Source organism: Nocardia sp. NPDC041819 (assembly GCF_055590505.1).
Window position 1 is genome coordinate 150,801 of the sequence record NZ_JBVJAP010000005.1, and the last position, 14,066, is coordinate 164,866.

Sequence of the window (14,066 nt, forward strand, 5' to 3'; positions counted from 1 at the left end):
CCATTGACTCAATGAAACAATCTTTGTACTTTTGCATCATGACCGAGGGCAGCGACGGCGTCGACGAGAGGATCATGGACGCCGCGCTGGAACGCATCCTCCAGGTCGGGATCCGCCGGGCCAGCCTCGAGGACATCGCCCGCAGGGCCGGGCTCAGCCGGATCACCATCCATCGCCGGTTCGCGGGCAAGGACAACCTGATCGAGGCGGTACTCGCGCGTGAGACCCGCCGCATGCTCGCCGAGGTCACCGCGATCGCGACCACCACCCCCGACGTGGACGCCCAGATCGAGGAAACGATGCTGTACGTCCTGCTGCAGACCCGCATCCACCGGCTGGTCACCCAAGTGCTGCGGGTCGCGCCCGAGGAGGCGTTGCGCTTTTCCACCGTGCAGGGCGAACGCCTGGTGTCCATCGGAATCGAGTACATCGTCGGCATGCTCACCAACGCCCAGGCCGCGGGCCTCGTCGACGACTACGACCCGCGCCCGGTCGCCGAACTCGTCGCCCGCCTCGCCCACTCGCTGATGCTCACCCCCGGCGGCGGCAGCGTCGACTTCACCGACGACGCCCATGCCCGCGCCTTTGTCCGAACCACCATCGTGCCGTTGATGAAGCACGGCATCACCCGCCCCGACGAGGAGCCCACCCATGACCACGTCCGCGACCATCCCGGCACGGCACCCCGACCGGCCCCGTAAAGCACCCGGTCTCGGCCCGTTCGCCGCCCTGCTGTGCATCGGGAAACCCTCCCCGCAGCGCTGGCGGCTGCTCGGTGAATCACTGCTCGTCGGTGACGAGCCGATGGACCGCCTCGTCGAGTGGATGTACGCCGAAGGCATGGCCGCCACGCGGCCGTTGTTCGAGCGAGCACTCACGTCGGGCATCGACAGCATCCCCGGCGCTCCCCCGCCGCTGCGCGACTTCTTCACCGTCGTCGAGGACACCCCGGCGTGGGTCGACCCGGACCTGTTGCGCGACGGCGAGCGAGTGTTCCGTTCCGGCGGCAACGACGGGCTGTATTTCGCACGCGACGTGTCCTTCATCGGCGGCTACCTGGCCTCCGGGTTCAACAAGACCCTCCTGCGCACCGGCGCCCTCGAGAAGGGCCCCGCCCGCCGTTTCGCCGAGACCTTGCAATGGGCGATGGACGTGTCCACCGAGAACGGCATGGATCGCTACGGTGTCGGCTACCGGTCCACCCTGCATGTGCGGCTGATCCATTCCCTGGTCCGCAGGCACGTCGCCGCCATGCCCGACTGGCGCACCGACGAGTGGGGACTGCCGATCAACCAGACCGACATGGCCGCCACCCTGGTCGGCGCCCTGCTCGCGCCCGTCGTCGGCGGCATGGCGCTCGGTGTGATCCTCTCCCCCCGCGAACTGGCCGCCGCGGCCCACCTCACCCGCTACGTCGGCTGGCTCATCGGCGTCGAAGAACACTGGCTGCCCAACGGCTTCCGGGACGGCATCGCCATCCTCGACCACTGCCTGACCGCCATCACCAACCCCGACGAGACCAGCCGCCAACTCGCCCGTCCCATGGCCGACGATCCACTGCACTGGTCCTACCCCGACCTGCCCGGTCTGCGAGGCCGCCTCGCCCGCGCCCAGCACCTGTCGGTCAGCAGCGCCTTCCTCGGACCCAAAGCGATGCGGATCCTCGGACTGCCCGCCTATGTCCCGCCCTGGTACCCCGCGTTGCGCATCCCCGTCAACCTCGTACGCACCGCCTACACCCACCTGACCCCCGGCGGACTCGACCGCGCCGCCATCCACGGCCGCAAGCAGCAGGAAGCCTTCCTGCAACGCCTGATCGGCGAGACCAGTGCCACGATCGGCCACTCCGCACCGCAACTGGAACGAACCGCCTGATCGCCCACCCGGGCGTCCCGACAACCCGCCGGAAGCACCACCCGGGCGGCCAGTCGGAGAATTTCGCGATCGGCAAGGAGACGGTTGTGTCAGGTCCTTATCGGCTCATCATCTGGGGCCCCGGCGACATGGGCGGACGCGCCTTGCGCACGGCCCTCGAGTCACCCGATTTCGACGTCGTCGGGGTCAAGGTGTTCAGCCCGCACAAGAACGGCAAGGACATCGGCGAACTGGTCGGCCTGCCACCGGTGGGCCGCGCGGCGACCACGTCGAAGGCGGAGATCCTCGCCCTCGACGCGGACTGCGTCATCCACACGCCCACCACCCCGGCACTGGTGCAAGGCGCCGACGAGGACGTCATCGACCTGCTCGAATCGGGCAAGAACGTGGTTTCGGCTGCTTCCTACCACAATCCGTCCATGCCGACCTGGCTGTCCGCCTCGCGGTCGCCGCTCACGGTCCTGCGCACGGTGTCCGGGATGAAAGTCACCGGCGATGCCTTCGGGGGGCGATTGCGCAAGGCGCTGGCGGCATTGCGCCTCGGCATGCGCGTGGTGGACTCGGCGGCGGCACGACCGCTGCGCCCCGGTCTGGAGCGGCTGACGGGTGGCGTCGTGGACCGGGTGATTCCCCGGCGGGCTCCGGGAAGCCGGCTGCAAGCCGCTTGCCTGGCAGGTGGCGTCTCACTGCACGGCACCGGCCTGCACCCCGGGTTGATGGTCGAACAGGTGCTGCTGCGGCTGGCCGGAGTGCTCGACGAGGTGCGGGAAGTGCGGTTCCTGGAAGTCGGGGATCTCTCCGCCGCACCCGAAGGTATGTGGGGCGGCTTGGAGAGTCTCGGATTCGGCATGCCGCTGGCGGCCGTGGACTCCGATCACGCGATCGGTCTGATGCAGCACTTCTATTTCGACGCCGTGCTCGGCAACGTCGCACACGCGTTGCACGGCGTAGGTCCGGACGCGGTGCGGGTCGAACGACACCTCTACCCCGTTCCGGCGCGTGTCCGGGTACAGGCCGGAGGCACGGTGATCGAACCGGGCGCCGTCGGGGCTATCCATATGACCTACCGCGGCTACATCGGCGAGCGCCTGTTCATGACCAACGAGGAGTGCTGGCACGTCGGGGCGGGCAACGCCCATCTCGGGCCGGATCATCCCAGCAGCCTGGCCGGTGGCCATGTGATCACCCTCGCCGGCACCCCCGGTGACATCGAGATGCGCAACGAACTCGACGACGAGGCCTACAGCGGCGATTGGTCCGCCGTCACCGACATCTCGGTCGCCGCGATGCTCGGCGTGGTTCCCGAACTGTGCGCCGCGCCGCCCGGCGTGGTGATGCCCGACCTGCGTCCGCACTACCTCGTGGAGTCCTGATGAGTTCGCCCACGCTTCCCGTCGCGGTGCTCGGCGCCGGCCTGCTCGCCGAACGGATCGCCGAACGTATCGACGCACGAGCCGACCTCCGGGTGGCCGCGCGCATATCGACCGCGCAGGCACCGCCCGAGAACACGAAGTGCGTCGTCTATGTGCCGGACTTCGCGGAAATCACCGCCGATGCTCCGAAAGCTGCACTCCCGCAGCTACTCCGGGACGGTTACAACGTGATATCGACCGCACCGCTCGACGGGCGGGCCCCGCTCACCGACCTCCTGGACGCCTGCCGCACCGGGCATTCGGCCTTCCACGCGACCGGCGCCTTCCAGGCCACGATCCCGGCTCGGCTCGTCCGCTCCCTGGCCGAGGTCACCCGCGGTATCCGCCGCCTGGAACTCGTCGAGGAACTCGACCTTCCGCAGGACGGGGTGTACCCGTGGAACGCCCTGCGCGACATCGGCATAGCGACGAACGACACCGACGCCGCGGCGGTCGGCGCCGCCGCTGTCGACGGGTATTACACAGCCGGACTCCGCGTCCTGCACGAGGCCGTCTTCCCCGGCCCCGCCGATACCGCCGCGGCCCCGAGCACCTCGGTGGATGTGATCACCGACGACTCCGGAACCATCCGGGAAGTGATCGTCGACCGGGACCTCGGCCCCCGGCTGAGCTACCGCTCCATCTGGACCACGGCCACCGCGGACCGAGCGCCTCTGCGCTACCGGCTGGTCACGACGACCGAGACCGCGAAGGGGACGGCGAACGTCCGGTTCCGGTTCACCGACGGACTGCATCCGGCCGACCATCTGACATGCGTGAACGTAGTCGACGCGATTCGCCCGATCCACGAGCACGAGCCCGGAATAGCTCGACGAGATCTCTCGATCACCCGCCTGCTGCCCGACGACCGGCTCTTCGGCTGACCGCTCGGCTGCCCGGCCGAGAAGGCAGCGACCGGTTTCCGATCGTCCTCGCGCACGAGCTGTTGCACCTCTCCGCCCTGGGAGGACAGCGCCGCACAGTCCCGCTTTGTCAATGCGTCCTGATGTCCGGCACCGCGCGCGGAGGCCGGATTCCGCGCCGCGGAACCGGTTCGACGCATCGACGACTGCTGCGCGGACCTGGACGAACAACCCTCGGCGGGCCGCGACCGCCGATCCGCACGGTGACGACGGACGGCAGCAGGCCCTCCGCATTCACCACACTCATCGCGCACGAGTATGCGATGTTGCCGACAACGTCACCGGTGGGCTATCTACACTGACAACGCTGACTGCAACCGGGTCGATGCCTTGTCCGAAAACCCCACCGCGACGGAGAAGCCTATGTCCGGCCGACGAAATCACAAGCGTTCCAGCAGCATCCGTCGATCCGACACCGTGCCGGCGATCCGATATCCGGCCCGGTCCATCATCGACACTCTGCTACCGGCCATGATCTCGCGCCGCAGCAGTGCGCCCGGTACCGACCTCGGCCTCGTACACATCTGGGGTTTCACCGGCACCGGGGACGACGACACCTCGAGCGCGGCGGGTTTCGCGGAATTCTCACCCGATGCCAGCCCCACGGTCGCGGGCTCTCCGATCCTGGACATCGCCGGGCGGATGATGGCGGGGATGCACGGCCGCCTGTGGGGATTCGGACTCGCCCACCGAGCCGCCGCGGACGCCGTCGTGCACGAGATCGACAACCAGCCCGACACGATTACCAGCGCACCGCCGGACGAACCGCCCACCACCGAGGAAGTCTGGGCGGCAAGTATTTTCGACGCCCGCGGCAGGGAAACCACCCAGCTGCGTTACGTGCACATGCCCGAACTCGAACCGATCACCTTCGACGACGACACCCTCGACCAGCGCAGCACCATCCACGACTGGATCGACCGTGTCCAGACCGGAGTCATCTCGGCGCACGTCTGGGCCGCAGCCCTGGCCCTGGATGCCCAGCGCAACCGATCCGTCCTCGCTCAACTCGAACAGCGGCTACTGAGCTGACCGAGCGCCGAACCAACGGCCCAGCGATTCCTCGAGGCCATCCAGGGCGCCGCCGTCGGCAGCCCAGGCAACGCAGCCGTCGGGACGGACCAACAGGGCCGAGAGCTTCTGCGGCTGCGTGGGTTTCGCCGTGACGACGCGCACCCGCCCGGACCATCCCGCAACTCGGGATCGCAGATCAGCGGAATCGGTGAGGTCGAGCAGGACGGCCTCGGCGCCGGTGAAATGCGCACCGAGGCGGGTGCCGTCGGCCAATTCGATATCGGGAGTGGCCGCACCGACCAGTGGATGTCCCCCGCCGAGGTCGTAGCGGTGCTGGACACCGGAGATCTTCTCGAAGACGCCGGTCGCACCGTCGCGAGAGGCCAGCAGTTCGGCGATGACGGCGCGCAGGGCGCGGCTGCGGGCATCGGTGCGCATCAGCGCGACCTGCGCTCGCGTCCATTCCAGCACCCATGCGCCGATGGGATGGCGTTCGGCGGTGTAGGTGTCGAGCAGCCCTTCGGGCGCCCAGCCGCGCACTACACCGGACAGCTTCCAGCCGAGGTTGACCGCATCACCGACCCCGAGGTTCAGGCCCTGTCCGCCGAAAGGCGAGTGCACGTGCGCGGCGTCACCGGCCAGCAGCACCCGGCCCCTGCGGTAGTCGGGAACCTGACGGGTGTTGTCGGTGAAGCGGGTGGCCGAATGCACGGCCGTGACCACCACCGGGACTCCGGACACGGTGCGGATGCTCTGTTGGAGTTCGGCCGCCGTCACGGGTGTTTCGCGGTCGGCGGGCGGCCCGTCCAGTTCGACCGTGAGTACCCGGCCGGGCATGGGTCCGTAGGTGTAGATGCCGGAAGGGGTCGTATTCCAGCCCATTCGAAGGTCCTCGGCGCCGGTCATGTCCACGATCGCCTGATGGCCGGTGATCTCCGGACCCACGCCCGGGAACTCGAAGCCGGCGAGTTTGCGCACGATGCTGCGCCCGCCATCACAGCCGACCAGCCAGCCGGTGCGCAGCGTATGGTCTCCGCAATCGACGGTGACGCCCTCGCCGTCGTCGGAGAACCCGACCACCTGCGTCCCGCGCCGGATCTCCACGCCGAGGTCGGCGGCGCGGCGAGCGAGTATCGCCTCGATGGACTGCTGTGCCACCAGGAAGACCTCGGCGGCGGGACCGAGTTCGGCGAATCGCGGGTCGTCGAAGTCGATGGCGTCCACGTCCAGCATGATGCCCGCGAAATGCCCTGCCGCCGGCCGCCGTCCATCGGCGACCAGCGGCATTCCGCCGTCGCGGCGGAACTGCGCGAACCGCGCGAGTGCGGTCTCCTGCTCGGCGCGCAGTTCGGGGAGTAGTCCGCGGCGATACATGGCCTGGGCGGTCGGCACATTGATCGCACCCGCCTTGATGGTGCGATCCGGCTCCGCGAGGCGCTCCACCACCAGCACGTCCACCCCGCCCAACCGCAGCTCGCAGGCCAGCATGAGCCCGACCGGCCCGGCGCCGACCACCACTACTTCACGTGTCTCGTTCATGAGAACCACTGTGCGGCGGCTTCATTGCGCCGCACTTGCACGCCACTTGCGTCTCGCGGCGGCGTCCACCGCGAGGGCGACCGAGTCCCCGTGCACCGGGCGACTCCGCGCGCCTAGCACGGCGAGGTGCGGATCAGCCGATCTCCGATCGCGCGGCGAGGTCGCGAGACGCCGCGTCGAGGACCCGGCCGAACGCATAGGTGAACAGCGGCCGCACGATCCGGCGGGTGAGAACGGCGCCGATGAGCGGCAACCGGAGTCGCGCGCTGGTGGTCCACACCACGCGGGTTCCGCCCGCGGTCTCGGTGAAGTCGACCCGCCCGTTCTCGTGCTCGGACGGCGGGATGCTGCGGTAGACGTGATATTCGAACGAGTGCGGCGGGTCGTAGGCGGTGACGCGTTCCCAGAACCAGCCGACGGCCCAGATCAGGACGCGAACCGCACCGCGGCCATAGGGCGCTTCGTGGCCGGGAACCACGAGACGCTCGCGCAGAACCAAGCGAATGCGAGTGTAGTTGTGCGCGTTGCTGATCCAGTCGAACACCGCGTCGATAGGCGCGGCGATCGTGCGTTCGACGGTGATCGTCTCCATGGTGGCCCCTCCCGACTTCCCGGCTCCCCAGCCAGATCTACTACAGGCCATAGTAGACATACTCGGCTCGTTTGTCAGCCCGAGCGCAGGCCTACAGCCACCCGAAACCGAGCGGCGCGGCTATGAGCTCGATATGCGGGTTCACCGAACTGAACCGGCGGGGAAAATCCGCAGCTCGGGGCGGGTTACACTGCGGAAGTGGCAGCAGTGACATCGCAGGCCGGACAGGCGGCTTCGCGCGGGCGGATCGACAAACGGCAGGCGATCCTGGACGCGGCGTTCGTCGTGTTCGCGCGCCGGGGCTACGCGCAGGCGTGCGTGCAGGAGATCGCCGAGGAGGCCGGCGTCGCCAAGCCGACGATCTACAACCACCTCAACGACAAGGAAACCCTGTTCCGGCACGCGCTGACGGCCGTCAGCGACGCGGTGCTGGCCGAGAACCTGTCCGTGGTGGATCGGTTGCGCAACCCCGGCCCCGACTTGCGCGCTGCTCTGGAGGATCTCGCCTACCGGCTGATCCGGGTGTGCTGCGCCGAGCGGTCACGATCGCTGCGATGGCTGACCTACAGCCAGGTGGCGCAGTTCCCCGATCTGATCGACATCGTCGTGAGCCGCACGTCCGACCGGCTGGCCGAAGCGCTGGCCGACCGGTTGGCGCGCCTGGCGCTGTCCGGCCGATTGCGCGCGTGTGACCCGGCGACCGCAGCGGAACAGTTCCTCGTGCTGATCACCGCCCCGATGGAGGGCCGCTCGCGGCTGGGCACCCGCAAGGTCCCCACCGCCGAGATGCACGCGGTCGCCACGGCGGCGGTCGACACCTTCCTGCGCGCCTACGAGGCGCCGGAAAACCGGTGAGCCCGGCGCTGGTTCGCGCCGGGAAATGCGACCGGCCCACCGAGAGCGCCGTAGGCATGCACTGATCACCGGCCGACAGCAGAGGCTGTCGGGCGCTGCCGACCCGTACCACCGTCCGGCTTTCGCGAATATGGTCCGCCGAGCCTCCTGAAGTGTGTGGCACGGCGGACGGATCGATCACGCTGCGATAGCGCGGGTTCGACGGCTGGTCGATCACTCACGAGTCCGGCAGCCACGGCCCCCATTGGGCACCGGCAGTGTCGTCCGGGGCGATTCTCGACGCCGACCCCGGCCGCATCGCCGTCTTGCCCGAATTCCGGAAGGCGGCTCCCAACGCACCTGCCTTCGACGGCGCGGTGGGCCGCGCGGTTCGCGGTAGCCCTCGGCGGGGTGGATGCAGCCGGAGGGCGGTGAGGGCGCTGACAACGGTCGAGTGGACCGGCAACCGTGCGATCAGCGGGTCGGCGGAAGCGATCTTGGCGATTGTCGGGCTCGGGCTGACCAGGCTCACCGCGGTGGCGTGGCCACGGCAGCGGACGGCTTCGCGGGCCAGTGTCACCAGCGCGCGACAGGACAGGAACTCGAGCTTGGTCGTGTCGACGACCAAGCCGCAGGAGGAAGCCTCCGCGCATTCGATCGCGCGGCGGATGTCCTGGCACCACACGGCCAGGGTGAACGCGTCGGCCGTGCCCCGCGTCGACATCACCACCGCCGGGCCCTGCCTTCGCAGACTGCTGGAAAACCGCGTCCGCGGATCGGCGTTCTTGTTCGATGCGGGCGCCCGCTCGAGGTCGGACGGGCGGTGTTCGGCTGGAGACTCCATGACGCTCCCGATTCGATCCGAGCACACCCACGCGGCGCGCTCCGAAGCCAGATCGTCCTGCACTTCTGAAGACACATCCGGACCACCGTCCTACCACGCACAGCCGGGGCCGGCGCGCGAACCGGACGAATTGCCCGGCCCGAAATGAAAACGAGATCCATTCGCTCCAGTTCCGTTCTCCGCGCCTGGTCGTCCGGGTCGATTCGAGATCACGTGCCAGGACGGGCGGCAATGTCCGCGCCCCGGAAGCCCGCACGCCCTGAGGCGCGGCGCAGCGGCCGGAAGGCACCGTCGAACGCAGCTACCGATCGTATGGCGCGACGGAGCCGCGACCGGCGCGAGCACCGCAGCCACCGACCATCGATGATCACCGCGGCATCTTCGTCGTGGCGATGGCGACCCGATCCTTTCCCGTCGACCCCCGCTCAGGACGCCGCCGAGGAAGATCGGGCGTGACCTCGATCGGCTGAGAAGACGAATTCGTCCATCGACTGTCGCCGTTCGCGACCGTCTCGAAGAACACCCAGCGCACCGCTACCACGCGAGCCCTTGTCGGTTTTCGAGGAGCAGTGCGGATACGACTTCCACCACAGGCACCGAAAGAGCCTGCCCGAGTGTCACATCCACCGACACCTCCAAATTCCTTACTGCGCAGGTCACACAGTCCGGCAAATTAACCGCGCCGCAACGTGATCCACCCAGCCGGGCCGTCGCCCGGAGTTGGCCGGCACCGCGACGAGCCCACGGGCGAGGTAACTCTGGGTGAACGGCTCGTGCGGCCGGACCGTCCCCCGTATCCTGAATCCGTAGGGAGAGCGGGGTGATGACCATACGAGGTGCGCCGCCCCCGCCTACCCCAGACATCCCCCAATATCAGCGGCATACTCGTATCGGCCGCGAAACAGTCTTCCCCGCAACGATTTTCACGCCGACCCCGGCACCCGATCTGTTGGGCGCCACCGGTCGGGCCGAGTGACAGCGAATCGGCAGAGAGGCCCCGTGCGGGGATTTTGGCATCCCTGGAGCAATCCGAATGCCGATCTGCTGGAGGTTGTCAAATGCGTTGCATATCTTGCAGTTTCGCTATCAATTGCTACACTCAGATCGTGCACCGTTAGCCTAGCTAACCAGCGGCAATATACTTCCTGGCTCACCCAAGACCGTGGGGTCGCCCGGAGTTCTCCGCCACTGAAGTGCGTGCACGTTCCGTTGTCGGCAGTTCCAGGGAGTTCGCTATGGACAATCCGCACGTTCTGGTCATCGGAGGCGGCCCGGCCGGGTCCACCACCGCAGCCCTGCTCGCCAAGTCGGGGGTACGGGTGACCCTCCTGGAACGAGATAAGTTCCCGCGCTATCACATCGGCGAGAGCCTGTTGGCGTCGGTGCTGTCGACCCTGCGTCTCTCCGGCGCCTACGACGCGGTGGCCGCGCACGGCTTCCAGGTCAAACGCGGAGGCCACTTCCAGTGGCAGAACGACGACTGGTTGCTGGACTGGTCCAAGCTGGTGGACGCGGAAGCCTGGTCGTGGCAGGTCGAGCGCGACGTCTTCGACGAACTGCTGCTGCGCAACGCAGCGGAGCAGGGCGCGGAGGTGATCGAGCGGGCGACGGTCACCAACGTCCTGTTCGAGGGCGAGCGGCCGACGGCCGTCGAGTGGACCGTCGAGGGTGACGACCGGATCCACACCACCGGGATCGATTTCCTCGTCGACGCGTCCGGACGAGCCGGCGTGCTGGCCAAACATCAAGTCGTGGATCGCCAGCAGCACCCGGCCTTCCGCAACGTGGCCGTTTGGTCGTATTGGGAAGGCGCGCACCTACATCCGGACAGCCCGGAGGGTGCGATCAATGTGGTGTCCACGCCCGAGGGCGGCTGGTTCTGGAACATTCCGCTCTCCGACGGCCGCCACAGCGTCGGCTACGTCGTTTCCGCGCGCACCGCCGCGCCGAAGCTTCGGGAACAAGGCCGAGAGGCGTACTACCTGGAGACCATCGGCGAGAGCGCGGCGATGGGCAAGCTGCTCGCGGGCGCGCGGCAGGTCGCGGGGGTCAAGGCGGAGCAGGACTACTCCTACACCTCCGACCGGTTCAGTGGCCCGGGCTGGGTCGTCGTCGGCGACGCGGCTTGCTTCCTCGATCCGCTGCTGTCCAGCGGCGTGCATCTGGCGACGTACTCGGGACTGGTCGCCGCCGCGGCGATCGCGACGGTCGCACGCGGCGAACTGGGCGAGTCGGAGGCTCTGGCCTTCTACGAGCACGCCTATCGCCGGGCCTACACGCGATTCCTGGTCCTGGTCTCGCGCATGTACGAGCAGTACGTCGGCTCGGAGGAATACTTCGCGCATGCGGGCACGCTCACCACCGGGCACAGCGGCGACACGAAGCAGGCCCAGTTCACCGAGATCATGGCGGGCCTGACCGACATGGACGAGTCGTCGGGAGCGCAACAGCGCACCGCGACCGAAACCATCATCTCCGCGGCCGAACATCTCCACGCGGAGTCGGCGAATCTCGAATACATGGGTCACCTCGACATGTCCGTGGTGTGGGATCACTGGCGCGACCCCTTGGCCGACACCACCACCGGCGTGCTGCGAATCACCACCGAACCGGTGCTCGGCCTGACGGATCGGCCCAGGACGGACGAGGAAATCGAAGCCGTGGCCCGGCCCGTACTCCCACCGACCACAGCCGGTGCGCCCATTCTCTAGCGCCGGTCTCGTACGGATCTCTCGTGATAGTCAGTGCACGGAGCCGGTCGTGACGATCACGCACACCGGCCCCGAACCACCGGGTGATTGCCCGCCCGGTGGTTCGGGTTTCCGAAACCACAGCGAAATAAGGCGATTCGGCCACCCTCTGACCAGGATGCTGCTGGCGAGCGACGGATTCACCACGCCCGCCCTCTCCGCGATATTGGGCACCGACCTGCACGTGCGGGTGTTGCGCCAAGACGCTGTCGCGGCCGGGCTGCTGCCGAACGCAGTCACCGATGCCCTGCGCGTGTCCGGTACCGATCGCGTCCTCGTGCGTCACTCCTGCCTGGTCAACGCCGACTTGGTCACCGCGTCCGTCAACTACGTCGTCGCCGGGCGCTCGGGCGCGGCCGCTTCGGGGTTGGACGATGTCGGGACGCCGATCGGGTCCGGCCTGATCTCCCGTGGGGTATCCCAGCGGCGGCACCTCTTGCGCACCGGCGTGACGACGTGGCCCGACGGTCGGGTGTGCGCGGCGCGCGCGTACGTCATGCTGCTCGGAGACCAGCCACTCTGTTATATCCGGGAATCGTTCAATCCCGATGTCATTCCCTCCGATTTCACCGCCACGACCGGCGACGATCGGCCTTGGGCCGACGAACCGGTGCTCGTGCGGGCGGCATCGCCCGGAATTCCGAGACAACTGTTCCCCACGCACGATCTCCGGGGCAGCGTGCGGCACGGCGAGGTATCCGCAACCTCACCGAAGGGCGCGCGGCGTTCGCGGCCGATGCCAACATTGGTGCACCCGGACGAATGTAACTCGCTCACAACCAGTTTGGCGAAGGTGGCCCGCGGCGAGGGTTTCGTGCTGCACCTCGGCGGGCGCGACGGTACATCGTCAGGGGGCGAAGCCGCGGTCGCCGACCGCCGGGCGCTGACGCACGCCGCAGCGGCGGTCATGGCCCATGTGCTGGGAGAAGCGGCCGTCACCATTGAACGAGCGCCCAGGCGGCAGCCCGGATACTCTCGAGCCGCCGGGGCGCTCGGCGAGTGGCCCGGTGACCGCCTGCCGCTCACGCTGTGCGTGAGCACGCTGCACCGGGCGGCGGATCGGTGTCGCGAGGCGGTGCGACGCGATCTGCTCCGCACGGTCGGCGGACTGTTGCCCATCGCCGCGGTCGCCCCGCCGGGTGCTCACGAACTGCACACTTCGATTGCGCCGCGGCGTATCTCGCGCGAGCCCACACTGCCGAACGCCGCCGCATCGACTCGTCCGGGACCGGACGGGCTGTGGTGGGATCGTTCGGCACACCTGGTGTGGATCGGCAATCCCGCGCGGGACCGGGTGCGGTTCGCCGCGAGTGTCGGCAATCCCGTCGCGGTAGCACTCGGTCCCACGACCACCCCGCACGATGTCGAGCGCCTGTGCCGGGCGCTGAATCCGCAGCGGCTGCCGGGCAGGCTCACGCTCGTGCCTCGGCTCGGCGTCGCCCGCACCCTCGACACGCTTCCGGCGTTGTTCGCCGCGGCCGCCGCGTGCGAGACCCCGGTCTGCTGGGTGGGCGATCCGACGCCGGACAGGCGGACGAGGCACGGCCCCGCGACCCTTCGCATCGACGGCGTCATCGACGCGATCCACGCGTTCTTCCGAGCCTGCCGGGCGACCGGCACCGTTCCCGGCGGCCTGCATCTCGCGTACCGTCCCGAGGCCGTCATCGACGCGCGGAGTGACCGGGAAACCGGCAAGTTTCCCGCGGACCGCCGAAGTCGTCGCGCCCCGGGCTTGGATCCCGCGGAGATCCTGCACTGTGTCATCGCCGCCCTCGAGCTGCGGGCCACCTGATTCCCGTGACGCGGTAGCGGCGCTCCGCCGGGCGCGCCGATGCCCGAGGATCCGCTGCCCGGCCGACGGAAGGCCGAGTTCCGGGGAACCGATCGTACGGCGGATCGTCACCAGTGGCGGGAACTCGAATTCCCCACCGACGCTATATCATCGCCCGGTTGGATCGGCGCGGGTAAGTGTGTTTTCCGCGCCGAACTCGGCAGGCGGCTCGGCCGTCATGCGGGCGTCGCCGAGCCCGCTGACGGAATTACCACCAGAACCGGCGATAATTTAACAATAGGGAACCGCTCTGAATCGAACGGCTGCGATCCTGCCAGCCCCGCTTGCCACGCCCCCTGACCGGGCGGTTGCCGCTCACGGGCGGTTCGAGTCGTCCTACAGCATGCACAGCGAAATTCAGGAATAATTGCCGTTCACTTGTCTAGTGTCACAAAACCATACGATTCGCGATCGAACCGCTACACTTTCGTTATTCTTCGGTCGGGTACAGG

The 14,066-nt window shown here is 68.4% G+C and carries 11 protein-coding genes; 8 read left to right on the forward strand and 3 right to left on the reverse strand.

From position 1 onward, the window contains the following. The first annotated feature begins 38 nt into the window (after positions 1–38). The 5 genes from ACZ6DL_RS17640 to ACZ6DL_RS17660 all read left to right on the forward strand — a co-directional run bounded on the left by ACZ6DL_RS17640 (position 39) and on the right by ACZ6DL_RS17660 (position 5,242). Positions 39–701: a TetR/AcrR family transcriptional regulator gene (locus tag ACZ6DL_RS17640; RefSeq protein WP_466052262.1), complete on the forward strand. Its 663-nt coding sequence runs from the start codon at positions 39–41 to the stop codon at positions 699–701. Continuing rightward, positions 652–1,875, forward strand: a complete 1,224-nt coding sequence (locus ACZ6DL_RS17645) for an oxygenase MpaB family protein (protein WP_466052264.1) — start codon at positions 652–654, stop codon at positions 1,873–1,875. The genes ACZ6DL_RS17640 and ACZ6DL_RS17645 overlap by 50 nt, the downstream gene beginning before the upstream one ends. A gap of 86 nt (positions 1,876–1,961) precedes the next feature. Further along, a complete protein-coding gene (locus ACZ6DL_RS17650; RefSeq protein ID WP_466052266.1) occupies positions 1,962–3,248 on the forward strand; it encodes a hypothetical protein in 1,287 nt (428 codons plus the stop codon). Then, positions 3,248–4,171: a hypothetical protein gene (locus ACZ6DL_RS17655; protein ID WP_466052268.1), complete on the forward strand. Its 924-nt coding sequence runs from the start codon at positions 3,248–3,250 to the stop codon at positions 4,169–4,171. Before ACZ6DL_RS17650 ends, ACZ6DL_RS17655 begins: the two co-directional genes overlap by 1 nt. Before the next feature lie 510 nt (positions 4,172–4,681). Further along, positions 4,682–5,242, forward strand: a complete 561-nt coding sequence (locus tag ACZ6DL_RS17660; RefSeq protein ID WP_466052269.1) for a hypothetical protein — start codon at positions 4,682–4,684, stop codon at positions 5,240–5,242. Here the strand turns inward: ACZ6DL_RS17660 and ACZ6DL_RS17665 are convergent. Further along, positions 5,231–6,763: an FAD-dependent oxidoreductase gene (locus ACZ6DL_RS17665; protein WP_466052271.1), complete on the reverse strand. Its 1,533-nt coding sequence runs from the start codon at positions 6,761–6,763 to the stop codon at positions 5,231–5,233. The genes ACZ6DL_RS17660 and ACZ6DL_RS17665 overlap by 12 nt on opposite strands. 133 nt (positions 6,764–6,896) lie before the next feature. Beyond that, on the reverse strand, positions 6,897–7,355 hold the full coding sequence (locus ACZ6DL_RS17670; RefSeq protein WP_466052273.1) for an SRPBCC family protein: 459 nt from the start codon (positions 7,353–7,355) through the stop codon (positions 6,897–6,899). Between the two features lie 198 nt (positions 7,356–7,553). On the opposite strand from ACZ6DL_RS17670, the gene ACZ6DL_RS17675 reads away from it, so the two are divergent. Then, positions 7,554–8,210 carry a TetR/AcrR family transcriptional regulator gene (locus tag ACZ6DL_RS17675; protein WP_466052275.1) on the forward strand — a complete coding sequence of 219 codons (657 nt, stop codon included), beginning with the start codon at positions 7,554–7,556 and terminating at the stop codon, positions 8,208–8,210. Positions 8,211–8,427: 217 nt separating this feature from the next. On the opposite strand, the gene ACZ6DL_RS17680 is transcribed toward ACZ6DL_RS17675, so the two are convergent. Further along, complete coding sequence (locus tag ACZ6DL_RS17680) at positions 8,428–9,033, reverse strand: STAS domain-containing protein (RefSeq protein WP_466052277.1); 606 nt, start codon at positions 9,031–9,033, stop codon at positions 8,428–8,430. Positions 9,034–10,268: 1,235 nt separating this feature from the next. On the opposite strand from ACZ6DL_RS17680, the gene ACZ6DL_RS17685 reads away from it, so the two are divergent. Both ACZ6DL_RS17685 and ACZ6DL_RS17690 read left to right on the forward strand, forming a co-directional pair. After that, complete coding sequence (locus tag ACZ6DL_RS17685; protein ID WP_466052279.1) at positions 10,269–11,744, forward strand: NAD(P)/FAD-dependent oxidoreductase; 1,476 nt, start codon at positions 10,269–10,271, stop codon at positions 11,742–11,744. A 49-nt stretch (positions 11,745–11,793) separates the two neighbouring features. Further along, positions 11,794–13,575 (forward strand): 3-deoxy-7-phosphoheptulonate synthase, encoded by a 1,782-nt coding sequence (locus tag ACZ6DL_RS17690; RefSeq protein WP_466052281.1) that lies wholly within the window; start codon positions 11,794–11,796, stop codon positions 13,573–13,575. Positions 13,576–14,066 lie beyond the last annotated feature (491 nt).

Bases quoted from the DNA above. Each gene is read 5' to 3' on its own strand.
- ACZ6DL_RS17640 (WP_466052262.1), top strand. From the start codon at position 39: ATGACCGAGGGCAGCGACGGCGTCGACGAGAGGATCATGGACGCCGCG.
- ACZ6DL_RS17645 (WP_466052264.1), top strand. From the start codon at position 652: ATGACCACGTCCGCGACCATCCCGGCACGGCACCCCGACCGGCCCCGT.
- ACZ6DL_RS17655 (WP_466052268.1), top strand. From the start codon at position 3,248: ATGAGTTCGCCCACGCTTCCCGTCGCGGTGCTCGGCGCCGGCCTGCTC.
- ACZ6DL_RS17660 (WP_466052269.1), top strand. From the start codon at position 4,682: ATGATCTCGCGCCGCAGCAGTGCGCCCGGTACCGACCTCGGCCTCGTA.
- ACZ6DL_RS17665 (WP_466052271.1), bottom strand. From the start codon at position 6,763: ATGAACGAGACACGTGAAGTAGTGGTGGTCGGCGCCGGGCCGGTCGGG.
- ACZ6DL_RS17670 (WP_466052273.1), bottom strand. From the start codon at position 7,355: ATGGAGACGATCACCGTCGAACGCACGATCGCCGCGCCTATCGACGCG.
- ACZ6DL_RS17680 (WP_466052277.1), bottom strand. From the start codon at position 9,033: ATGGAGTCTCCAGCCGAACACCGCCCGTCCGACCTCGAGCGGGCGCCC.
- ACZ6DL_RS17685 (WP_466052279.1), top strand. From the start codon at position 10,269: ATGGACAATCCGCACGTTCTGGTCATCGGAGGCGGCCCGGCCGGGTCC.